The 23,417-nt window shown below is 43.9% G+C and carries 20 protein-coding genes and 1 tRNA gene; 14 read left to right on the top strand and 7 right to left on the bottom strand.

Annotated features, from left to right (window positions below; genetic code table 11):
- Window positions 1-321: 321 nt before the first annotated feature.
- Both ACJV7B_RS03525 and ACJV7B_RS03530 read right to left on the bottom strand, forming a co-directional pair.
- On the bottom strand, window positions 322-1,614 hold the full coding sequence (locus tag ACJV7B_RS03525) for an MFS transporter (RefSeq protein ID WP_419388978.1): 1,293 nt from the start codon (window positions 1,612-1,614) through the stop codon (window positions 322-324).
- A 304-nt stretch (window positions 1,615-1,918) separates the two neighbouring features.
- Window positions 1,919-2,086 (bottom strand): hypothetical protein, encoded by a 168-nt coding sequence (locus tag ACJV7B_RS03530; protein WP_419388979.1) that lies wholly within the window; start codon window positions 2,084-2,086, stop codon window positions 1,919-1,921.
- Window positions 2,087-2,469: 383 nt separating this feature from the next.
- Here ACJV7B_RS03530 and ACJV7B_RS03535 point away from each other — a divergent pair, with 383 nt between their 5' ends.
- Complete coding sequence (locus ACJV7B_RS03535; protein ID WP_162861110.1) at window positions 2,470-2,835, top strand: hypothetical protein; 366 nt, start codon at window positions 2,470-2,472, stop codon at window positions 2,833-2,835.
- A gap of 115 nt (window positions 2,836-2,950) precedes the next feature.
- On the opposite strand, the gene ACJV7B_RS03540 is transcribed toward ACJV7B_RS03535, so the two are convergent.
- The 3 genes from ACJV7B_RS03540 to ACJV7B_RS03550 form a co-directional block, all read right to left on the bottom strand.
- Entirely contained in the window at window positions 2,951-5,314 is a 2,364-nt protein-coding gene (locus ACJV7B_RS03540; protein ID WP_419388980.1) for an LPXTG cell wall anchor domain-containing protein, read from the bottom strand.
- 1,223 nt (window positions 5,315-6,537) lie between these two features.
- Window positions 6,538-7,596, bottom strand: a complete 1,059-nt coding sequence (locus tag ACJV7B_RS03545; RefSeq protein ID WP_004109958.1) for a GumC domain-containing protein — start codon at window positions 7,594-7,596, stop codon at window positions 6,538-6,540.
- A gap of 198 nt (window positions 7,597-7,794) precedes the next feature.
- Window positions 7,795-8,628 (bottom strand): tyrosine-type recombinase/integrase, encoded by an 834-nt coding sequence (locus ACJV7B_RS03550; protein WP_033888551.1) that lies wholly within the window; start codon window positions 8,626-8,628, stop codon window positions 7,795-7,797.
- A gap of 165 nt (window positions 8,629-8,793) precedes the next feature.
- On the opposite strand from ACJV7B_RS03550, the gene ACJV7B_RS03555 reads away from it, so the two are divergent.
- Window positions 8,794-9,039 (top strand): helix-turn-helix domain-containing protein, encoded by a 246-nt coding sequence (locus ACJV7B_RS03555; protein WP_226988350.1) that lies wholly within the window; start codon window positions 8,794-8,796, stop codon window positions 9,037-9,039.
- Here ACJV7B_RS03555 and ACJV7B_RS03560 read toward each other — a convergent pair.
- Window positions 8,999-9,072: transfer RNA gene (locus ACJV7B_RS03560), tRNA-Met, on the bottom strand. The genes ACJV7B_RS03555 and ACJV7B_RS03560 overlap by 41 nt on opposite strands.
- A gap of 154 nt (window positions 9,073-9,226) precedes the next feature.
- Between ACJV7B_RS03560 and ACJV7B_RS03565 the strand changes: the two genes are divergently transcribed.
- From ACJV7B_RS03565 to ACJV7B_RS03620, 12 genes are all read left to right on the top strand, one after another.
- Window positions 9,227-10,258: a homoserine O-succinyltransferase gene (locus tag ACJV7B_RS03565; protein WP_285089188.1), complete on the top strand. Its 1,032-nt coding sequence runs from the start codon at window positions 9,227-9,229 to the stop codon at window positions 10,256-10,258.
- 201 nt (window positions 10,259-10,459) lie between these two features.
- Window positions 10,460-11,314, top strand: coding sequence for a F0F1 ATP synthase subunit A (atpB, locus tag ACJV7B_RS03570; protein WP_119527231.1), 855 nt, complete (start codon window positions 10,460-10,462; stop codon window positions 11,312-11,314).
- A 76-nt stretch (window positions 11,315-11,390) separates the two neighbouring features.
- Entirely contained in the window at window positions 11,391-11,624 is a 234-nt protein-coding gene (gene atpE / locus ACJV7B_RS03575) for an ATP synthase F0 subunit C (protein WP_004126223.1), read from the top strand.
- 64 nt (window positions 11,625-11,688) lie between these two features.
- Complete coding sequence (locus tag ACJV7B_RS03580; protein ID WP_116794576.1) at window positions 11,689-12,231, top strand: F0F1 ATP synthase subunit B; 543 nt, start codon at window positions 11,689-11,691, stop codon at window positions 12,229-12,231.
- Between the two features lie 86 nt (window positions 12,232-12,317).
- Window positions 12,318-12,899: a F0F1 ATP synthase subunit delta gene (locus ACJV7B_RS03585; protein ID WP_419388981.1), complete on the top strand. Its 582-nt coding sequence runs from the start codon at window positions 12,318-12,320 to the stop codon at window positions 12,897-12,899.
- A 16-nt stretch (window positions 12,900-12,915) separates the two neighbouring features.
- On the top strand, window positions 12,916-14,577 hold the full coding sequence (gene atpA / locus ACJV7B_RS03590) for a F0F1 ATP synthase subunit alpha (RefSeq protein ID WP_004126217.1): 1,662 nt from the start codon (window positions 12,916-12,918) through the stop codon (window positions 14,575-14,577).
- Between the two features lie 3 nt (window positions 14,578-14,580).
- Window positions 14,581-15,585, top strand: coding sequence for a F0F1 ATP synthase subunit gamma (locus ACJV7B_RS03595; RefSeq protein WP_419388982.1), 1,005 nt, complete (start codon window positions 14,581-14,583; stop codon window positions 15,583-15,585).
- A gap of 6 nt (window positions 15,586-15,591) precedes the next feature.
- The gene (gene atpD, locus ACJV7B_RS03600; RefSeq protein WP_004134078.1) at window positions 15,592-17,079 is read left to right on the top strand and encodes a F0F1 ATP synthase subunit beta; all 1,488 of its coding nucleotides are present in this window, start codon (window positions 15,592-15,594) and stop codon (window positions 17,077-17,079) included.
- A 2-nt stretch (window positions 17,080-17,081) separates the two neighbouring features.
- Window positions 17,082-17,396 (top strand): F0F1 ATP synthase subunit epsilon, encoded by a 315-nt coding sequence (locus ACJV7B_RS03605; RefSeq protein ID WP_375169151.1) that lies wholly within the window; start codon window positions 17,082-17,084, stop codon window positions 17,394-17,396.
- Window positions 17,397-18,027: 631 nt separating this feature from the next.
- Window positions 18,028-18,786: a hypothetical protein gene (locus ACJV7B_RS03610; protein ID WP_419388983.1), complete on the top strand. Its 759-nt coding sequence runs from the start codon at window positions 18,028-18,030 to the stop codon at window positions 18,784-18,786.
- 619 nt (window positions 18,787-19,405) lie between these two features.
- The gene (locus tag ACJV7B_RS03615) at window positions 19,406-20,656 is read left to right on the top strand and encodes a Fic family protein (RefSeq protein WP_419388984.1); all 1,251 of its coding nucleotides are present in this window, start codon (window positions 19,406-19,408) and stop codon (window positions 20,654-20,656) included.
- Window positions 20,657-20,664: 8 nt separating this feature from the next.
- A complete protein-coding gene (locus tag ACJV7B_RS03620; RefSeq protein ID WP_419388985.1) occupies window positions 20,665-21,699 on the top strand; it encodes an FAD:protein FMN transferase in 1,035 nt (344 codons plus the stop codon).
- Between the two features lie 307 nt (window positions 21,700-22,006).
- Here the strand turns inward: ACJV7B_RS03620 and ACJV7B_RS03625 are convergent, their stop codons facing one another.
- Complete coding sequence (locus ACJV7B_RS03625) at window positions 22,007-23,416, bottom strand: sensor histidine kinase (RefSeq protein WP_032841561.1); 1,410 nt, start codon at window positions 23,414-23,416, stop codon at window positions 22,007-22,009.
- Window position 23,417: the final 1 nt, after the last annotated feature.

The following is a 23,417-nucleotide window of genomic DNA, read 5'->3' on the forward strand; positions in this document are numbered from 1 at the left end:
AACTCGTGGAGACAATAGCCGCCCAGACTTTTTAGTGGATCCGGGTATGGTGCTGATATTTCTTTTAATTCTCATGATGTTAGTCAAAAGAATTTACAGACGGGACATCAGTTATAAATATCCTAGATATAGATGTTGGTGCTATTTGCTCACGGCACAAATGAACACTCTATGACAGATAAAGTATGGTTCACTCGGTTAACTTAGATGTCTGAATTGAAAGCGTTCTAATTTAAAAATAAGCTGCGCTGTGAAACTTCTGTAGTGAACTTTCACAGCGCAGCTTGTAGTTGTGCTCGTATTTACAATATTTATTGCATCTTATTCTGCTTTAATTGAACGCAATCGCTTATCGAATATGCAGATAAGCACCAGTATAAAGTGGATAAGAGCAGCTATGACAATTATTCCTGACTCTGCATGTAGAGATGGAATGGTCATGTGGGAATAAGCGTAATCCCATAGCGGATAGCTTACTGCTCCTATAGCGGCAACAACTGAGATGAATACAGACATTACCTGTCCAACGAGATTATCATCTACTGCATGAATAAATACTGTTTGGAATGGTGGATTTACTACTCCTTGGAAGAAAGCAAAAAGGAAACCAAACACGACTGCTGCTATAGCGTTAGGCGCTAATGCCAGTCCTATTATAGAAAGAGTCACTAGTATATGTGAAAGAGTGAGTAGCATAGAGAAGGACATTTTGCTGGACACTTTTGGCGCGATGAGATAGCTGAGGGCATACCCAAGTGACATTGCGCTTAAATACCAGCCATATCCTTCTGCACTATGTAGAACCATTGAGAATAAGAGGACTCCAGCAAAGCTTATGCCAGTAGATGCGATAGCTTCGAGTATTGCAAATGGAGCTAAAGTCCTGTACGTTTGGTTTTTTACAAATGTTGCCATTCCCCTAGCCCAAGTTGCCAAAAAGCCTTGAGAATATTCTGGATTTTCATCTGCGACGTCTGAAGTATAAATTCCGGTTCTAACTGCATGCTTGTAAATAAAATAAATAAAAATTATTATTCCTGCTAATGCGATAGTTTCTGTAAATAGAATTGGAATGTATAAATATTTACTACTCGCAAAACCTGCAACTGCTGGTCCTACTAATGTACCCATGAGGCTTATAAAGCGAAGAAGTGAAAGAACATTAATAAGATCATCATTTTTTGTTACACGATTAACAAAGGAAGTAATAGCAGGAAAATAGAAAGTATCACATGCTGTCGTAACCATTACAAGTATACAAACACACCAAAATAGGAGCAACTTGTTAGCAGATGGGGTTGAGAAGGATACCGATACAATTGCGATAATACATAATCCCGCAATCATTCTTGCTAAGCATGCAGCAACTGTTGTCCTGAAAATTCCTACATGCTCAGCTAGTGCTCCTGAGAAAAGGCCTGCTACTAATTCACTTATTGCAGTGAGGGTGAGGTAAAGCGATAAATAATGGCTTGACTGCTGAAAACCGATAAAAAGTGAGTTCAATAGCCATAATTGAATAGTAGTTGAGGCTAGTGTAGTTGCATAGTTAGAAAGAAAATCACTAGCTGCTAAACGCAGATATCCGCGGTAAGGTTTAAATAGATTCGTCAAGGTTTGCTCGTTTCGCGAAATTACATTGCCAAATTATTGCTTGAGAGATGCTATCGGCACTAGTAGTGAAGTATGTTGTAAAGTCGTCGTTATCCCAAATCTGTTGCTGTAGGTTCTTGTCATCACGCACTGTGCTAAAGAGTTGAATAATCTGCTCGACGCAAGATAATGTTTTCTTTATATAGAAGTATTGTTGTGCGAAATCGACTTCTACTTGCTCTCCAGGGATAGTCGTATGTATTTCTTGGAATGTCCGTAGCAAATCAATTGTTTTAATAAGCGATATTTTACATGTCTCGAAATATTATTGTATTGAATGGATGGTGGATGTTTTCGCTGTGTTTGTACTGACGATAGTGGCTTCAAGTGCAGCATTTGCTTTGAAAAAATATTCTGTTGCTTCAAATAGAGAAGCGCAATATGCTGCACTTGATTTCACATACTCATCAAACATTTCTTCGTACGAAGTCATTTTCATTATTAACCTTTGGTGTGAATATGTGCGGATAAATTATGCCTAAATCATATGAGGATATGGTCGAGGTCGTGGGTTGATTCCGCCGCGCTTGCTATTCTTGTTCTCTTTGCCTCCTTTCATAAGAACAATGCTGTATCTTATTTGCATATTCATCTATGAAGATACAAATAATCCTAATACAGGATTCGCATTCTTTCCAAGTGTGTCTCTTATTGTGGAATAATTTTATATAAAAATTAGTAGTACATTATTAGACCTTAACTATTTACCAGTCTCAGCTCGTAGTACGTGTTTTCTGATATCCCTACTGTTTGGCAGAGTCCGGCTATTCGTATGTCAGGATTCTTTCTGTGGAATTGGTGGATAAGGTGTAACGCTTGGCTTCAATCAAAACCCTCAACTCTGCTCGCCATCTGGTCGAGGAATATGCTGACTTGCTTGTGTACTTGTTCTGGCATGCCGGACTGTGTGTAGTCGGTGTTTTCCCGCCTGTTGATGCAGCGTTCAATCCTTTTGCGCCCGATGAGGGTGGACGGCATTCCAGCCTGTGCAAAAATAACAGACGGTCTGACACCGTTATCGTATTGCTGGACAGCGTCTTTGTGGAATTGGCTTGTGTAGTAGATTCGTGTGGCTGTCGCGTGTTTGATAGCTGGAAGACTGTTGAGATAAGCACGTTGACTAGGGGTAAAGGCTGTGTCTTTTCTACTCATGAGTATGAACCGTTACGTGTGAAAGATTAATAAGAAATCAATAGAGGAAGAAGAAAATATAGAGTGAGGGGCCACACCATTGCACGGAGATAGTCCCGTGTGCATGTGCGACCCCTCGCCAGTTAATACTAAGCGTGTTTACGGGTTAATGCTTACGAGCATTTTCCTTGTTACGCTTAGTGATCATGATGCTTGCTCCTGCGCCCAGGGCTGCAAGAGCAGCGATAGCGATAGACACGACCGCGCTACCAGTCTGAGCCAATGGTGCAGCAGTAACACCGTTCCAATCATCAGAATCTTCGACTGGAGTGTCATAGCACACACCCGTATTACCACCATTACCATTATCTCCACCGTTTGGGTCGAATGGGTGATCGTTATGGGATGCGCATGGCACGATAGGTGTACCAGTCGTGTGACCACGGTCGGTATGATTCATCGTGTTCATACCAGTCAACGTGCCCTTGACTTCTACGTATTCGCCAGGCTTTAATACCAGGTTAGACCAGTTTGCTGGATACTCCAGATTAGTTACCGTACCGGAGCCTGCGATAGTCTTATCATCTAACGTGATCTTGGTCAGGTTGACTTTACCGGTGTTGATGATACGGAACACAATCTTGGTGCCGTTCTTGGTAGACTTCAAGGCTTCGCTTGGTGTGTTACGGTCTCCCGCTTCAAGACCAGATGCTGCGTCGTACTTGATGAGTTTAATAGCAGGGGTCTGGTCTGGGGTCTTGGTCCACACCATATTGGATTCGCGTTCAACATCATTCATGGTTTCCACGAACGTGTTTTCTACGCGATCGCTTACGCCCAAACGGGTCATTTGCACGTACGCTGTCCAGGACAAGTCACTATCCATAGCAGATGCAATATCAAGGAACTGTTGTGTTGCCTCTACAGTAAACGCACCATTAGCCTCGGTGAAAGTGAAATATCCGGCATCAACACCGCTACCGTCGATACGGCTACCCTTGGAGATCACAGTGCCGTCAGCGAGCTTAATGTCGTTGTTGACATAGACTGCCCACTGGCCGGTTAGCTTGTCAAACTTTTCATCATAATCATCCACGATGCGCCAATTCTTGATCTGCTTGTAGGCACGGTTACCAGCGATCTTGGAGCTATCGAGACGATACAAGAACTGATGATCCTTATAAATACTCTTACCATTCGCACTTTCGCCATTAACCTTAACAGTCACATCCTTCTTCGGGTTAATAACCTTTAACGGGTTAGTTACCGTGTTCGTTACATCCTTGCGATCGTTTGTAATCTGGGTGGCAGTGTTCTTCACTACATACCCGTCCTTGACCTGCTTGACTGTCATAGGAAGCACGATGGTGTAATCCTGACCAAGGAGAGACTGGTCGATTGCAGGATCCTTTGTCACATCCAATACCTTGCCAGCGTAGGCCTTTAAATCTGTTGGTTGTGGATCCCCTGGAAGAATATCTCCGAGATACTCCGTGTCTACGGTCTTAGCGAACACGTAGACGACACCATCCTTAACCTGGATATTGAACTTGTTGGTGACGTCCTTACCGGCTGCGTCTAGGATTTCGATATTCTTGTCATTGAGCTGCAAGTACTCATCATCATAGTCATCGATCATGCCGAGACGGTGAACCTTATACGCAGTGTCCTTCAACGTGGCTGCGCTTAAAGTGAGACGGTAGTAAATATCGTCTCCTACGTATGCGGTCTTGCCATCAATATTGATACCAGTCTTGGTTTCATCCTTCTTTTCAGGCTTTGGCTCTACCGGCTTATTCGATACCACGTTAGACGAGGTCAAACTATTGTTGAGTTTCAAACCCCACTGATTATCCACACTATGGTCTGTTGGAGCGTTCTTGGATACCGTGCCTTCGAAACGAACCTGGAAACGATGCTTAGATCCCGCGGTCATATTCGCTGTCACGTAATCCTTGTTGAGTTCGATAGTAAACTCATGCTTCTCGGTATCTGCAGTAAGCGTGTAGTTCTTCTTACTGATGGTGCGACCGGTTTCAAGGTCACGCAGCTCGATAGTCTGCTTGTCAAGCTCAAGATACTGGTCATACGTGTCAGTGAATGCAACAGACTCGATAGCATAACTCAGGTTGTTTGGAATGGTTGGTTCGCTAGTGAGTTCGTATTCCAGCTTCTGTCCTGGCATGACACTCTTACCATTAATATCGTCCTGGTCACCACCCTGAGAGGCCTCAGATATGACTGCCTTTGCTACTGGTGGAACGTAACCACACACGTATGGTTCGTTCGTAGTCTTTGTCTTGCCCGCGGCAGACTCTGAGCCTTTATTCTTCAAACCATGAGAATTGAGGGCTGCGCCTGTGGTTGGATCAGCACAAAACTCGACTTCATCCGTAGCTTTTTTGCCTGCGTCAGCGCGTACCTGGGCTGCACCCTTACCATTTGCATAATTCGCCTTGCCTCCGATAAGCAGCGTGTATTGCATAGGGGTAGCAAGACTACGTGCAGCAGCAAGAGCTTGACTGGTCATGGTAGCAGTAATGGTCGTGCCAGCCTGTTGGATAGTGAACTGGCTTGTCACGTCAGTACCCTTAGTGATGATGTCATCGACTGAGGAGACGGTAGTTGATGCCTCAGGGATTGGAGCAGCATACACATGCACATCACTCATATCTGGATCCCACAAATAGTCAGCAGCCGTGTAATCATCAGACAGGGTGAATGTGTCGAGGCTATCTCCCAGGTTCTCGCCCAAGCTACCGTTAACCACAGAGCCGAGCTTGTCACCATCAAGGATGGTTTGGGTGTCTGCACCGGTGGTGTTGGTATGCTTCGCATCAATAACGGTTGCCCATTTGCCGTTAGAGTATTTTACCCAGGACTTATCAGGGGTAAAGTCCCACAGTTTAGGCTGGTCTTTTGCAAGAACGATAACAATCAAATCAGTATTTGGCGTACTCATACCCTGAGCAGCGAATGAAGCGAGTGTATTAGCTGAATCAATATCATCAAACACTGTGTATTCGCTACCGCCGTGATTATATTTTCTGGTACCGTTCTGTGTTTCGTTGTTCCATGCTGATAACCATTGAGCGCCAGTTGCTTGCGCGCTAGAAGTATTGTTATATTCCGGTTTTGTGATTCCTGGTCCTGCTGTTGTTGCGGTGAAGCCTACACCCCAGATGCGGCAGTCTGCCGAACCAGTGCCACCTCGCGCAGTATACTCTGTTTCACAATCACCGCGAGCCTTGGATAATGCAGCGTTAATTTGCGCTCTAGCTGCTGCTTCGCGGGTAGCAGAGCTACCGATGGCTACACCTTCTGATTGGATAGCGCGCACCACTGCTTCATTATCTGATGCGGAACCTAGGTTATCATCGGTAACCCAGAATGTATTCGATTTATATGTGCCAGATCCGCCAGTGTTTCCACCTGTCCATCCGGCACCGCCAGCGGCAAATGCGGATCCTGTCAACATTGTTGATGCGACAACGATACCAGCAAGAGCGCGATGTGAACCTTGTCGGATCTTGTCTCTCATACTTTTATGCTTAGCGAAAAGCGACATAAAAGTCTCCCTTTTTCAAATTGCTTATTATGAAATGCGAAACCAAAAAGTTTCACATTCAGTAATGAGAAAATGAAAAAATTTTATTTTATATCAATAAAAATTTGGTATTGATAAAAATGGTTGGTTTTAGAAGTCGTCTAAAACCAACCACTATGTAAAGGGAAAATGAGTAAAGATGGAAACTATTTGCTATTAGTTACATCACCGTCACCATCTGGTGTTCCATCGGTATTCCATCCAGTGCCACAGCGATAGATATATCGACATTGATTAGGTGTTCTATGTAATTCATTATATGCTTTCCCGTCAGCAAGGTATTTATCCCAGTCGACCGCACCCGAATTCTTATTCTGTGCTGGCGCACTATAAGAAGACCCACCACGAGTACTTGAACGAGGAGCTCCCGAGCTAGTACGAGCCGCAGACTGGGAACGAGCCTGCGGAGCTGCTTGCGCCGCAGCCGCTGCGGCAGCGTCTGCCTGCTGCTTCGCTTGTATACTTGCGTTTACACTGTCGATTGCGCCTTGGACTGGCTCAAGAGCCTTAGTCAAAGACTCGACGGTTGCTTTCTTATCATTCAACGCTGCGGTAAGCGTGTTTATCTGGTTTTGCAGGTTATCACGAGTAGCATTATCAGCCACTTGACCGTCTGATGAGGAGAGCAGATTATTCATCTCATCAAGCTTCGCCTTCACCATATTCTTAGCATTTTCAAGATCCTTCACATTCTTCGACTTTGTGACCTGAACGACTGAGTTTTTCAGAGCCTTAGTGGTCTTATTAAGCTGTGCTGTAGTCTTATCAAGACTAGACATGGTCGCGTTGAAAGCCTGAGTGTAGGAGATAGCACAATTCAAAGACTGCGCCTTACTTACCTTTTTACTCTTAGCATGCTGGGCTGTGAATGTGGTGTAGGTTTTAGCGTTTGCAACCTGCTCCACACTAGTCACAGTCTTAGCAGTTTCATCAGCATCCTGGCGTGTCTTCTCGTACTGTGCCCACGCTTTGGCGTACGCACTGTTTGCCTGGATGCACGCTTGAGTCTTGGAATCTCTTAAAGACTTCACACCCAGCATACTCGCAACCAGCAAAGCTATAACTACAACAACCGCAGTAGCAATGATGATAAGCTTACGCTTCTTCTTGCTCCCTGGCTTCTGGTCACCGCGACCAGAAATAGCATCTAGTCTCGTAATCTCGGTTTCTTGTTTAATAATCTGATTTTTATCCATATTAGCCATAATTATCCTTCGTCTTTCTATCTATGTTTTTACTATACGTAAATATTCAGGTGAAAGATATATACATACTTAGTGTCGTTCTAATTTTTCTTTCCTAATCTCGATAACTTTTGCTTTATACATAGTAGTGAGAATACGATTGGCAACTTTTTGATATAAAGTCAATATGCTCGTGTGCTCCCCTCATATTGTCTTGTTTTAGAGGCGAACAGCTTCTGTAATGGCACTGCTATCAGGGAATGTGAGACTGATATATATTTGAGTGGTTTCTACACTAGCGTGGCCAAGGAGTTTAGATACTAAGAGAAGGTCGTGTGTACTTTCATATGCCTTAGTGTCATATCGATGTCTGAGACTATGTGTGGAGTATCCGTTACCAAGAAGCTGAGAGATGTGATGCGCAATATAGGATGCTTCGACGTGACCGGTCCATCTGCCAGGAAACATGTATCCATGCTTGTTGGCGATGATTTGTGCGAGATCTGGCGCGATGGGGACAGTGCGTTCTTTGCGTCCTTTACCGTGTACAAGAAGCTGGGGATGAGTATTAAGCATCATAATATCGGATGAAGATACTTGTGCTATCTCACTACGTCGTAATCCACATTCTGCCCCGAGCCTGAGCATGGCTTCATACTCCTTGTTACCTCTAACTCGGGCTAAAGCACCACGAATGATGTAATCAGGACATGGATGAGGTATTGCGTATTCTTTACGAATTTTAGGTAACTTTACTGTTGGATTGACATCAATAATTTCTTCTTCAATCATGTATGAGTAAAACGAGCGTATTGTTGAAGAATAACCTTTGCGCGTTTCTCGTTTCCAGTCTTGGTGTGCAAAAAGCTCAACAAGTTGTTGTCCTGTAATATCTTCTGGTGGCTGATTAAGTAGGCGTGCAAGCCGACTGATTTTGTAGTAGCGGCATCTAATCGTATCTTCTGTATATCCACTTGCTTCAAGATATTCCAGCCAATGTGTAACATATGTTTCCCAACTATTAGGGAGTAGTTTTCTTTTGATTTTTAACATAAAAACATAGACTAGAATACGTAGAGAAAAGATTTTACGTATTGTTTCGTTACACGGTTTCAAGTCCGTTTTTTTTACAAATACATAATATGTGATATACTATATATGTAACTAACCGATAGGATGAAAAGGCTAGTTGGTTTTAGGAAAGAAAGATGAATGATAATGGATTTGACATTGAATCAGATTGTGACAATGAATATTCGTATGCTTTTGGCGGGTCAAAGACGTACGCAAAATGAATTGGCGGAAGTATTAGATATGACACGACCGTCGGTCAATATGAGATTAAATGAAGCCACTCCATGGCGTGTTCCGGAAATAGAAAAGGCCGCAGAATTCTTAAAAGTAGAACCTACGACCTTATTCGTAGCGGGGCATGGATTTGAACCATGGACCTCTGGGTTATGAGCCCAGCGAGCTACCGAGCTGCTCCACCCCGCGTCGGCTACTTTTAGCAGCTCTATCTACGATAGGTGCAAATTTGAATTTGTCAAATTCGGGCGTGTCTCTCTGTAGTTGGTTAAAATTTTACGATTTGTGCACATTAGTGACATAGACACAATAAACATAAACAAGTGCGGGGTATAATAAACACATGCCTATTAAGATTCCTGAAGGATTGCCAGCGCGAAGCATATTAGATGCTGAGCGAATTTTTGCATTGGAACGCCCAGAAGCAGAACAGCAGGATGTTCGACCACTTCGTTTGTTGATTTTGAATCTTATGCCCAAAAAAATCGAGACAGAAACTCAGCTTTTGAGACTCATCTCTAAATCTCCTTTGCAAGTCGATGTCGATTTTATGAAAACTTCCACGCATATATCCACACACGTTAACGCTGATCATTTAGTAAAATTCTACGAAAATCTTGACGCACTTCGTAACAACTATTACGACGGATTTGTTGTAACGGGAGCTCCTGTTGAGCACATGGAATTTGAGGATGTCGACTACTGGCACGAATTTACGCAAATTCTTGACTGGGCAGCAACACACGTTTTCTCAACAATGTATTTGTGCTGGGGTGCAATGGGTGCGCTTTACTATCGATATGGCATAAAAAAGCATGTTCTCAGCGAAAAAATTTTTGGTGTGTTCCCACAATATTTGCAGGATGAGTACTGTTTTCTTACAAATGGTTTTGATGAAATCGCTTTACAGCCGCATTCTAGGATAGCGAGTGTTGATGTTGACAGCATTTCTTCAGATCAGCGTTTGCAAATTCTTACGTATGGTCCCGAATCCGGCCCAGGCTTAGTTGCTACGCGTGATTTTTCTGAAGTTTTTGCGCTTGGACACTGGGAATACAGCAAAATGACTCTTGCGCAAGAATATGAGCGTGACATGTTAAAAGGTTTGAGCAACGTGCCATTCCCTTACAACTATTTCCCTTATGACGATCCAAAATTAGAGCCACTATTTTCTTGGCGTGCACACGCGAATTTGCTTTGGCGCAACTGGCTTAACTGGGTGTACGAAACTACGCCTTACAATCTTTCTGATATTCCACATTTAAGAACTGCTGGAAAGCTTGGAACTGAACGTTCTATAAGGCATGAGCCGGCTTCTCCGCGTTCTGATAACTTTTGTCCATTTGACGGTATTAAGTACGGTATGAGCAAATAAATTTTGAAGTTGCGTAATTTATGTACAAGCGAAGAGTACAATCAGCAGTTAGATGTATTTTTCGTTTCGTGCCCCGCGCCTTACGAGATACGGAATAGATGATTTAGATAATATGTAACGCCGCAAGATGATTGAATTTAATAATGTGAGTGAGTGGCGTAGTTGTGAAGGCGTGTGAACGAATTGCTTAAGGAGGCACTTATGGATGGAATGGTTGACTTTTTACTGAGGACTACCAATGTAGCTTCAGCAGTGGCTTCGTCTGGACCAGAATTGCCTAATATTGGCGAGTTTTTGCCTCCAGAGATTTTGTTCCAGGGCACACCGTTTGCCATGAATCGCATTATTTTGGTGCGTGTTCTTATGGCTGTAGTCGTTATGATTATTTTCGGCATTGGTGCCGCTCGCGCAAAGTTAGTTCCAGGAAGATTCCAAAGTGTGCTAGAAATCTTAATGGACTTTGTGCGCTACAACATCGTTTACGAAATGATTGGCGAGGAGCGCGGCAAGCGTTACGTGCCAATGATGTCTACACTTTTCATCACGATTTTCTTCTTTAATCTTTGTTCTGTGATTCCAGGATTAAATATGGCTGCAACCGCAACCATTACTGGTCCGTTGGTATTTGCTTTGTGGGTTGTGTGCCAATATCTTCTTGCTGGCATTCGTGAAAAAGGTTTTTTGCGATTCTTCCGTGAAGCGTTGTTCCCGGCGGGCGTGCCATGGCCGATTTACTTCATTCTTTCGCCATTGCAGCTGCTGGAATTGTTGATTGTGCGACCACTTTCGCTTACAATCCGTTTGTTTGCGAATATGATTGCTGGCCATTTGCTGGTGGCCACTTGCTTAGTATTCACCAATTTCTTTGTGGTGGATTCCAGCAATAAACTCCTTGCCTTCGGCGGTGCTTTGTGGCTGCTTGGTGGCATTCTGTTTACCCTATTCGAAATTATGGTAGCCGGTTTGCAGGCGTTTATTTTCACTGTGCTTGCTTCTGTCTACATTTCGGAAAGTTACCCGGAGGAAGAAGAAAAGTCTGCTGTTGCTGTTGCCTGATAGCATAGCTTAAATCTTCAGATTTTACCCATCTTACGGGTTTATACTGGTTACTGTTTTAACAGAAAGGAAACCAATGAATAATATCATCGCTCTCGCAGGTTTGGTCGGCAACCTCAGCATTCTTGGCTTTGCTGTCGCAACAATTTCTCCTGCACTTGGTATGGCAATAGTCGTTGCTAAAGCTATGGAATCTACTGCACGTCAGCCAGAAGTTGGCAACCGTATTCAGTTGTTCATGTTCGTTGGCTTGGCATTTATTGAGGTTCTGGGCTTGCTCGGATTCGTTGCCTACATTATGGGAAAGTGAACCGAACGAAACAACTCGTTCCAGCACAAATATAAAAGTGTTGAAGGAATAGAAAGGACAAGCCATGGCACATGCATCTGAGAGTAATGGTTTGGCGTTGTTCTTGCCTGAGCCTTATGACTTAGTGTGGTCGTTAGTTGTTTTGGTAGTTCTTGCAGCGTTTTTCTACAAGTTCGTTATGCCTAAATTCCAGGCAATTCTCGATGAACGTGCAGAAAAAATCGAAGGCGGAATAGCTAAAGCAGCAAACGTGCAGCATGAAGCTGACGAATTAAAAAGTCAGATGGAAGAAGAGCTTGCTCAAGCTCAAGTTGATGCTGCAAAAACTCGAGAAGAGGCTCGTACGGAAGCTTCAAAAATCATTGGCGAAGCTAGACAACGCGCTGAAAAGGATGCTGCAAAAATCATTAGTGAAGCGCAGCATTCTATTGAAGCTCAGCATCAGCATGCCATGTCCAGCCTCCAAGGAGAGGTATCGGTTCTTGCAGCAGCATTAGCTGGCAAGATTCTTGCATCCAAGCTGGATGACGATACTGTGAGCTCCAAAATTATTGATCATGTGATTGATGAAGTTGGAGAAGCTAAAAATTCGGATCAAAGCAAGTAAAGCTTTAAAGTATTCATCTAAATTAATTTATTGAGATTAATACGTAAATTGCGTTACTTCGTTATTACAGAAACGAGGAGGTAAGAATGCCAGAAAAGGCATCGCGTGCAAACGACAGTTTGTCGCGTTCTTCTCTTGCGCAGGCCATCTCAGATGCGCACGATGAAGCGCAGCGCATCGCTGACGAACTTTCGTCAATGATGGACATGATTGATCAGTATCCTGAGCTTTCTGATGCGATTACCGATCCGAATAGATCTTCGGAAGATAAGTCTCGTCTAATTGACGATCTTATTGGAGGTAAAGCGCACCCTGTCGTATTGCGCATTATGCATTATCTAGTAGGAACGTGGCATGGTGGTTCTGAAAGTGGCAAAACCGGCAGCTTCGGCGGCGCTTGGTCAGGATTTGAGCGTGAAGCTGGCGAAACATTGGTTACTGTCACTACTGCTCAGCCGCTTACAGATAAGCAAATTAAGCGTTTGATTGAAATCTACAGTAATAAGTTGGGTCATCGTGCATACATTAACCCAATTGTGGATCCAAACGTGCTTGGCGGCATGCGTATACAGATTGGTGATCAAATAACCGATCGCACCATGTTGATGCAGCTCAAGCAGTTGCAACGTTCTGCGCGCAATGGCGCTTGGACACAGGCAGTGAAGTAGTAAATTAAGGAGAATTATGGCGGAACTATCTATTGATCCCGCCCTGATACGCAAGGCGCTCGACGGGTTCGTTGACTCGTACAAGCCTACCGACATGCCAACACAAGAAGTTGGCTATGTTGTTACGGCTGGTGACGGCATTGCGCACGTAGCTGGATTGTCCGGCTGCATGGCAAACGAGCTGCTCACATTCGAGAACGACACCTTGGGCCTTGCGTTTAACCTTGATGCGCATGAAATCGGCGTTGTTATTCTTGGCGATTTCACAGGCATTGAGGAAGGGCAGGAAGTATACCGCACAGGCGAAGTGTTGTCTGTGCCGGTTGGTGACGCTTATCTTGGTCGTACTGTGGACCCGTTGGGTAATCCAATCGATGGTTTGGGTGCGATTGAGTGCAGTGAGCGTCGTATTCTTGAAGCCCAGGCTCCAGACGTTATTCACCGTCATCCAGTTGACGAACCTTTGTCTACTGGTTTGAAGGCTATTGACGCAATGACGCCAATCGGTCGCGGTCAGCGCCAGTTGATTATTGGTGACCGTCAAACTGGTAAGACGGCAATTGCAATCGATACGATTATCAACCAGCGTGCTAACTGGGAAACTGGAGATCCAAAGAAGCAGGTTCGCTGCATTTATGTAGCAATCGGTCAAAAGGGTTCAACAATTGCTTCCGTGCGTCAAAGCCTCGAAGAAGCTGGCGCTATGAAGTACACCACAATCGTGGCAAGCCCAGCTTCTGATTCTGCAGGTTTTAAGTACATTGCACCTTACACCGGTTCTGCAATCGGCCAACACTGGATGTACAACGGTAAGCATGTTTTGATTGTTTTCGACGATTTGTCTAAGCAAGCAGAAGCATACCGTTCAATTTCCTTGCTTTTGCGTCGTCCACCTGGGCGTGAAGCTTACCCAGGCGACGTGTTCTATTTGCACTCTCGTCTGCTCGAACGTTGCGCTAAGCTTTCCGACGATTTGGGTGGCGGCTCTATGACCGGTCTTCCAATCATTGAGACTAAAGCAAACGACGTTTCTGCATACATTCCAACCAACGTGATTTCCATCACCGACGGTCAGATCTTCTTGCAGTCTGATTTGTTCAACGCAGGTCAGCGTCCAGCAGTAGATGTCGGTATTTCTGTTTCTCGTGTTGGTGGTGCGGCACAGGCTAAAGCTTTGAAGAAAGTTTCCGGCATGTTGAAGATTTCTTTGGCTCGTTACAAGTCTTTGGAATCCTTCGCAATGTTTGCTTCCGATCTGGATGCAGCTTCCAAGGCTCAGCTTACTCGCGGTGCGCGTTTGACGGAGCTGCTTAAGCAGAAGCAGTTCTCTCCTCGCGCAATGGAGCAAGAAGTTGTTTCTGTGTGGGCAGGTACGCACGGCAAGCTTGACGATATTCCTGTGAAGGATGTTTTGCGTTTTGAAGACGAATTGTTGGATTACCTCGATAAGGGAACTGACATTTTGCAAGTAATTCGCGATACTGAAGATTTCACTAAGGAAACTGAAGCTAAGCTTGATGCGGCCATTGAAGATTTCCGTAGGACGTTTAAGACTTCTGTTGGCAAGCCTTTGATTGTAAAGGATTCGTTGCCGCCGGCTGAAAATCCTGCTCCTGTTGAAAAGGAACAGCTTGTAGCTAAGCCAAAAGCAGATAGTCGCGAGCCTGAGGGGAAGTAGCGTATGTCCTCCCAACTTGCATTGAAATCGAGAATTATTTCCACACAGTCTTTAGGTAAAATCTTTAAGGCTCAGGAAATGATTGCGTCTTCGCATATTGCAAAAGCGCGTGATATTGCGCTTAATGCTAAGCCTTATAGTGACGCAATTTTCGATGCCGTGCAGGCGTTGGTAGCTCATCACGAAGCAAATATTAAGCATCCTATTTTCGGTAAAGAGCATGCTGGCAATCGCGTAGCAGTTCTAGCACTTACTTCTGATCGTGGAATGGCTGGTGCGTTTACGTCTTCGATTATTCGTGAGACTGAAGCGCTTTTAGCCAAGCTCGATGAAGAAGGTAAGCACGCGGAACTGTACGTGTACGGTCGACGCGGTGCAACTTACTACAAGTATCGCAATCGCGATGTGGCAGGTACGTGGGAAGGTTCTACTGACCACCCGGACGTTACTATTGCAGAAAAGATTTCCGATACTTTAATGGACGCTTATATGACGCCGGAAGCAGAAGGCGGAGTTTCGGAACTGTATATTGTTTTCACCGAATTTATTAATATGGTGAGGCAAAAAGTTCGTACGTTGCGTATGCTGCCAGTTGAGCTGGTTCCTTTGAAGGATGGTGAGGAGTTTGCTATGCACCGTCCTGATTACGAAGCAGCTTCTGGACCTTCAGCATCGTTGTCGTCTACTGGTGCAGTTTCAGCTCGCGAAGAAGCAGTGAGTCGCAGCAATCCAGAGGCTGTTGAGTATTGCTTCGAGCCAAGTCCGGATGAAGTGCTGGATGCTGTTTTGCCGAAGTATATTCAGTCTCGTATTCACGAGTGCTTACTTACTTCTGCTGCTTCTGAAACAGCAAGTAGGCAGAACGCTATGCATACGGCTACAGATAACGCCCGCAATTTGGTGGATGATTTGACAAGAAAGCTTAATGCTTCTCGTCAGGCATCCATTACTCAAGAACTTACCGAGATTATCGGCAGCGCTGATGCGCTGAATAATGAGGAGGATTAGGAGCATATGGCTGAAAATCAGACCACAGCGCCTCCAGAAGCTGAGCAGGAGGTCGATCCAACAGCTGGTCGCGTAACCCGCGTTCAGGGTTCCGTGATTGACGTTGAATTCCCAGTCGGCTATCTGCCGGATATTTACAATGCTCTCAAGGTCGATATCAACACCGTTGGAAACACGGAAGGTGATACCGTTCACGAGATTACGCTGGAAGTTGAGCAGCACCTTGGTGATTCGACTGTGCGTGCAGTTGCTTTAAAGCCTACTGACGGCTTGGTTCGTGGTGCTTTAGTGCGAGATACTGGCGGCCCAATTTCTGTACCTGTTGGCGATGTTACTAAGGGTCACGTTTTCGACGTTACCGGCAACATTTTGAATGCTAAGCCGGGCGAGAATATTGAAGTAACTGAGCGCTGGCCAATTCACCGTAACCCACCTGCTTTCGATCAGCTTGAGTCTAAGACTCAGATGTTCGAAACCGGCATTAAGGTTATCGATTTGCTCACCCCTTACGTTCAGGGCGGTAAAATTGGTCTGTTCGGTGGTGCAGGCGTTGGTAAAACCGTGTTGATTCAGGAAATGATTCAGCGCGTTGCGCAGAACCACGGTGGTGTTTCTGTGTTTGCTGGCGTTGGTGAGCGTACCCGTGAAGGTAATGATTTGATTGGCGAAATGGCTGAAGCTGGCGTTTTGGAGAAAACGGCACTTGTCTTCGGTCAGATGGATGAGCCTCCTGGGACTCGTCTTCGCGTGCCTCTTACCGCGTTGACTATGGCTGAGTACTTCCGCGATGTGCAGAATCAGGATGTGTTGCTGTTTATTGATAACATCTTCCGCTTTACTCAGGCTGGTTCTGAGGTTTCCACATTGCTTGGTCGTATGCCTTCTGCAGTTGGTTACCAGCCAAACTTGGCAGATGAAATGGGTGCGTTGCAGGAGCGTATTACTTCTACGCGCGGCCATTCCATTACGTCGCTTCAGGCTATTTACGTGCCTGCAGATGATTACACTGATCCTGCACCTGCAACAACCTTTACGCACTTGGATGCAACTACTGAGCTTTCGCGTGATATTGCAGCTAAGGGTATTTACCCAGCTGTGGATCCTTTGACTTCTACTTCTAGAATTTTGGATCCGCGTTACGTTGGTCAGGCCCATTATGATTGCGCAAACCGCGTTAAGGCTATTTTGCAGCGTAACAAGGAGCTTCAGGACATCATCGCTTTGATTGGTATCGATGAGCTTGGTGAGGAAGATAAGACCACTGTGAGCCGTGCTCGTAAGATTGAGCAGTTCCTTGGTCAGAACTTCTACGTGGCTGAAAAGTTCACAGGCCGTCCAGGTTCTTATGTGCCAGCAGACGAAACCATTGAGGCGTTTACTCGCATTTGCAATGGTACTTACGATGATATTCCGGAACAGGCGTTCTCGGGTATTGGTGGCATTGACGATCTTGAGCGTCGTTGGCACGACATGCAGCAAGAGTTTGGTGCGTGATCATGGCAGAGAAGCAAGTAAAATCGCTGCACGTTAGTGTTGTGGCAGCCAGGCATCCTGTTTGGGAAGGTGACGCCAAGTTTGTGGTCATTCCTTCTGTGAATGGCACAATGGGTGTGCTTCCTGGGCATGAGGCTGTGCTTGCGTTGATTGATCACGGTTTTGTGAAGGTTGACGATTTGAAGGGTGTGCGTCACGTTTTTAAGGTGACGGATGGCTTCTTCTCGGTTGACTCTGACAATATTACGATTGCTGTTGAGCACAGTTGTAACGTTGATAAAGACGGCAACGTGCTGCCTAACGCTAAGGTGATTTAGGTTGCTTTTGTTGCTTATGTAAGTTTGTTGCTTTTGTAAGTTTGTAAACTTACGTAAGTAAGGTAATCTCTTACAAGGTAGGAGTTTGGGTATTCTCAAGCTCCTACCTTTTTGTTATTATGTCTGATTTTTGATTAATTTCTGGGTAGGCGGCATAAACTGCTCAGCGGTGAGTAGTTTATGCCGCTTTTTCGCGTGATTCCGACCAAAACGACTCAGCTGTGAGTAGTTTATGTCGTGCGTGAAGGTGACCTCTGCGCGTGTCGTGTGTAAAGTGGCGGTTTTTCAAGGGTTTGCGGGTGGCGAGGGGGAGCTGCCGCGAGTTTTCTGAGAGTTTTCTGAGAAAAATCTTTGAAAATCGTGAAATAGTATTTTTTACGATTAAACAGTGTTGTTTAGCGTATTTTTTATAGTTTTACGCGCTTTTACTTGAATATTTTTGTAATTTTGTTGATGTTTTTTGTTTTGGACGCTTGTTTTTGCTCTTGACTTTTTCGAACGGGGGGGGGTATCTTAAATAGCAAGCGCCGGTCAGTCCTAGTTTGACAGGCGTGTGTAGCTCCGCTTGGAGTTGCATAGCAAATTTTTCTTCGTGTACCTAGCACGAAGGAGAAGAAGAAAGGAAAATATTATGTTGAATAAGAAGGCTATCGCCGCACTCGCTGCTGGCGCCACCCTCGTTTCCGGCTTGGCTTTCGCTGCCCCAGCAATGGCTGACGGTACGAATTTACCTAAAGAAGTTATTGAGAATGCTAAGAAGCAGGAACAGGCTGATGCAGCTGAGTTGAATAAAAAAGTTGAAGAGAAAAAAGCTGAAGAAAATAAGGCAGTTTTAGAGAAGCTTGATAAGTCCAAGGCCTTCGAAAACTTCCTTAACGGTTCCGAAAAGGGAGATATTGTAGATGGTGCTTTGTGCACCTTGAATGGTCGTGGTGCTGCAGAGGTTTCAGCAGCTAGGTCCAAGGCTAATGAAGCTACTGCTGCTTTGAATGCTTTGAAGGCTAAGTGGGCTGATATGTTGGCTCAGGCTGATTATCTTGACGCTGAAGGTGAACATGAAGCTGCTGCTGATTTGCGTAAGTCTTACTACACTAATGTTCCATTCTTAGATAGTATTTCTGCTGCTACTAAGAATGAGAAGGAAGCCAAGGATGAGCTTGCTAAAGCTGAGAAGGCTTACAAGGAAAGTAAGGAACGCTTTGCTAAGTTCTTGAACAATCTTGGTGGCAAGAAGGCTGATGTCAAGAAGTCTGATAAGAAGGCTGACAAGAAGGCTGAAGCTAAGAAGGCTGCTCCATTGGCTAAGACCGGTGCTGCTGTAGCTTTGGCTGCTGTTGCTGCTTCCGTGCTTGCTGGCATGGGTGTTGCTCTCCGCAAGATCCGTCACTAAGCTGTTAGCACATTAAGTGTGCTGATCGTTTAATGATTTGTTTGTGAGCGTGCCGTATGTGAGTATGGTGCGCTCACTTGTTAAATCTTTCACTCAACGTGCTGCAAATGCTGTTTAGTGTTTTGCGGCGGGTTTGCTTTCGGGCTTTTGCATGATTCTACTGTTTTGCCAAATCTCTTTCTTCACGGTAGTGTTGTGCGCTGGCTTTCGGGGGCGTGACTGTTGAGTGTTTGGCTGGCTTGTTTGTTAGGGAAACGAGTCGGTTTTGTTAAAGGGCTTGGGTTTGGTGCTACTAGGGGCATCAGGCTCCAAGCCCTTTCTTCGTATGCGTTCCTATTTATGCTAAGCGACTAAAACAGCACGCGCGTGAGTAGTTTATACCGCTGTTTTGCCAAAATGTCGGTATAGATGAATGTTTTTTTGTGCGCTATGCCTTCATTTTGCCAAAATGTCGGTATAGAATAGATTTTTACGTTAGCTATGCAATCATTTTGTGATAAATGCGTTATTTGCCTATATGCAAAAATATCGCAAGCAAAATATTGCAAGACATTACTACAAAATCCTCAATAACGTAAACGCAATAACGTAAACGCAATAATATAAATGGAGTCGCATTATGGATTACAAAACAATACGCAAAATAGTTGCAATGTCTAAAAGTAATGCAAAACCGTGCGATATTGCTGAAGAAGAATATAGATCGCGCATTGATAATCCTGCGACGTATCGTTCTGGAATCGTATTTGACGCTCATGAGATTTTTGCAATGTGTGTAACGGATCTTGTAACATGCATGAATTATATTGCGAATACTGAAAAAGCGGTTGAAAAAGCGTGGAGTAGGTTGCCGCGGTTTGCTCAGCGCGAGTATTTAATGCAACTTATTGCAAAAGAAGTGCAAAATACCAACATTATTGAAGGTGTTCACAGCACTAGAAAAGAGCTTTCCAAAGCACTTGATGCTGCAAACGAGCAGAATAATCATACGCGTTTTAGTGAATTTACTAAGCTTTTTCTTGAACTTGCAGATTCAAATGAATGTGACACTTCGATTCCACAAACCTTGCAAGATATACGAAAAATCTACGACAGTATTATGCAGGGCGAATTAGAAACAAATAATATTCCAGATGGTGAGATTTTTAGGAGTGGAAAAGTAAGTATTCGCGATGGTGCAAATAATGTAGTACATGATGGCGATGCAACGGAAGCGGAAATTCAAAAGCATTTAACGCAGATGTTGCATTTGATGAATAGTAGTGACGTTCCAACGCTTATTAAGGCGTGCATGTGCCACTATGCTTTTGAGAGCGTGCATCCATTTTATGATGGAAACGGCAGAACTGGGCGGTTTTTGCTTGCTTTGCAATTGCATGAGCAGCTTTCGATGCCAACAATTTTGAGCTTAAGTTCTATAATTTATGCAGAAAAGTCTGGATACTATGCTGCTTTTTCTAAAGCTCAGGAACTATTTAATTGCAATGATTTAACTATGTTTTGTTGCACAATGTTGGAATATATTGTAAAAGCACAGGGCGAAGTGTTTGAGAATATTAGTGTGCAATTAAAGCACATTATTTACTGTATGGGTAAGCTGCGTGAGCTTTTCCCAGAGGAAGAAATTTCTAAAGTGCAGCGTGAAGCTCTGTCTATTTTGTTGCAAAATAAGCTTTTTTCGTATAATCCAACTCCGATGACTCGCAAGCAATTAAGCGAATACGTTGGAAACTCAATTGGTGAGCAGGTTGGTGAGAGAAAGATTGTGAGCGCGCTTAACGGTTTGATTGAGTTTGGAATGGTTGATTCTATTGGCGAACGTCCTATTCGGTATGAGCTTTCTAAAAAAGCGAATGAAATGTTTGCGTGAGGCAAGCGATGTTTAGGAATGTAATGGCGTTTGAGCGCGTGCTTGGCACGGGGATTATTATTTCCAGCAGCAAGCCGATTCCTGAGCGCGCTGAGCAGCGGATTCGAGCTTTTGTTGACGAGTACGAGCGCACTCTTTCGCGCTTTCGTGCAGATTCGCTTGTTTCGCGCATGGCTTGTGCGGAGCATGGCGGCGATTTTGAGTTTCCAGCGTGGGTGCAGCCGCTTTTTGCGATTTATGACGAGTTTTACGCTGCCACGCACGGAGCTTTTGATGCTTGCGTTGGCGCGGATTTGCTTGCGCTTGGTTACGATAATTCCGTGCAATTCGTTCCGGAGTCGAAAGCTGGCGAAGGTAAGGATGAGAATATCAGCAGTGGCAGCTGGAGCAAATATCGCCGCGCTCTGCCAGTTAAGTGGGCAGATATTTCGCGAGATAGCGGCAGCACGACGCTTCACACGAATCAGCCAGTGCAGCTTGATTTTGGGGCAGCTGGGAAGGGCTATTTTGTAGATCTTGTAGCGAAGATTATTAAAGATGAGCTTAGCGGCGATTCGCCTTCGGATTGTGATTCGCCTGCGGATTGCGATTTTTTGGTAAATGCTGGCGGAGATATGCGCGCTTGTTTTAGCGAAGAGAATAGTCAAATAAAAGTGGCTCTGGAAAATCCGTTTGACACAACTCAAGCGGTAGGTGTGGTATCAATTGCAAGCGGAGCGCTGTGTGCATCGTCTGCTGCAAGAAGGCGTTGGAAAGTTAAAGATAAAAATGGCTTTGAGTCTAATTTAATTGCGACTCACTTGATTAACGCTTTAGATGGAACTCCTGCGCAAAAACTTTCTGCAAGTTGGACTTACGTTCCTGCTAAAACTTGCGATTTTCCAACTGCTTACGCTGATGCGCTCGCAACCGCGTTGTTCGTATCGCAAGAAAGCGATTTGCAAAAAATCGTGCAAACTACCAGCGCTGAGTTTGCTGTAATCTCGCCAAATCATGCGCTTCGCAAAACATCCGCCTTCCCAGCGCACTTTTTTGCGGACTAATGCTGAATAATGCCAACTAATGCCCAATAATGACTATGCGAGCTAGCTTGCTTGCAAGAATCGAAGCTATACGCAAGCAATACGGTAGCGTTGCAATCAGCTTACACTTTCAAATGTGCATAGTAAAATTGTAGAATAAATTTTACTGTAGAGTAAAAAATTGCAGAGAAGAAGATTATGTGTGATTTCTTATAAAACAGTTGATTCTTTAATGCGACATCTTAGAGATAACGGCTTAATTATTTCTGGCAGTGTACAAAAAAGACAACTAATAAATACTGTATATTTGGGTTATAGGCCAAAAGACCTATAACCCACATTTTTTACTTGGCACTGTTAACTCAACCTTAAACCCACCGTATTTGCTTCTACTTATATCAACTGTTCCATTGTGAGCGCCAATAATCTGCTGAACAATCAGCAAACCCAAACCATGCCGTTGCTCTGCAGTACTTGTATCGCAAATCATATAGTGCGGTTCATGATTAAGCTTTTCGATTTTTTCATCTGAAACACCTATACCGTTATCTTCAACACAAATAATACAATTATTATTGTTTGCAGCAACGGATACATAAATCGTACACCCATTTTCATTATGAGATATGCTGTTCTGAATAAGATTAGATATTGCTCGTTTTAATAAATCTTTATCTACATTAATATTGCAAACAGTCAATTCTGCGTCCGTTTCCCATTTAATCGAAAACTCATCTTGCATACCCATATTCATAAAATCCACAACAACTTGCCTAACAACAGCAACAACATTTTCTTCTTTTTTCATAATTGGTTGCATATTGTATTCAAGTTTTGAAGCCAGATTAAGGTCATTAATCAAATTCTTCATTCTGGCACTTTGCTTAATAATCATCGTCGCTTTTTTACGATCTTCTTGCGAAATATGTAGAGAATTTTCTAACTGTCCCGCATATCCCATCACCATAGATAACGGCGTACGAATATCATGCGAAACCCCAGCTATCCAATTTGCTCTTGCAGTCTCCCTTTTTCTCAATTGTTCTTTTTGCATTTGCAAAATATCGGAAGCAGAATTTATGTTAGATGAAATTTCTGAAAGCGCTCCTGTTTCTGGAATATGCACGCTTTCCCCACTAGATAAACGTCGTATCCCTTTTGTAATCGGATTAATTGATTTTAGTAGTTTTATATTAGCTATTAAATAAATTCCAAGAATCAGCAAAATGTTGATAAATAATACGCTTAAAACAATCTGCGGAAAATTTGAGATTAAACTGTAGTTCCAACTTGGTCGCGTATGTTTCCAAAAGCTGTTGTGCGGAAATCCAACTACTACAACTCCATCCTTATTTTTGCCAGTGTAAGTTGGATAACCATCAATGTAGCCAACGCTCAAATTAGCTATATCAGACAAAGTATAGTCGTTTGGAATACCCGCAGGAACATTTTCTGTTTTCCACACGACTTTCAACGTATTATTATCAATCAGAATTGCCCATGCGCCAGAATTTGTCAATTTGGAAGACATATTTTTGGATAATGCATAATCCCCACTTGTGGATAATTGTAATGCTTCTCCCGTCTCTTTTGCTATGCTATAAGGAGACATCTCTTTATCGGGAGCGTAATTTCCTATAAGTACAATAAACGCAATAATATTCATTAATACTATAAGCACAGAGCTTAGTAGAAAAATACTTATGAAGCGTTGTATTAGTTTTGGTATGCTTTTCATT

This window comes from Gardnerella bretellae (assembly GCF_048545135.1).
Classification (GTDB): Bacteria; Actinomycetota; Actinomycetes; order Actinomycetales; family Bifidobacteriaceae; genus Bifidobacterium; species Bifidobacterium greenwoodii.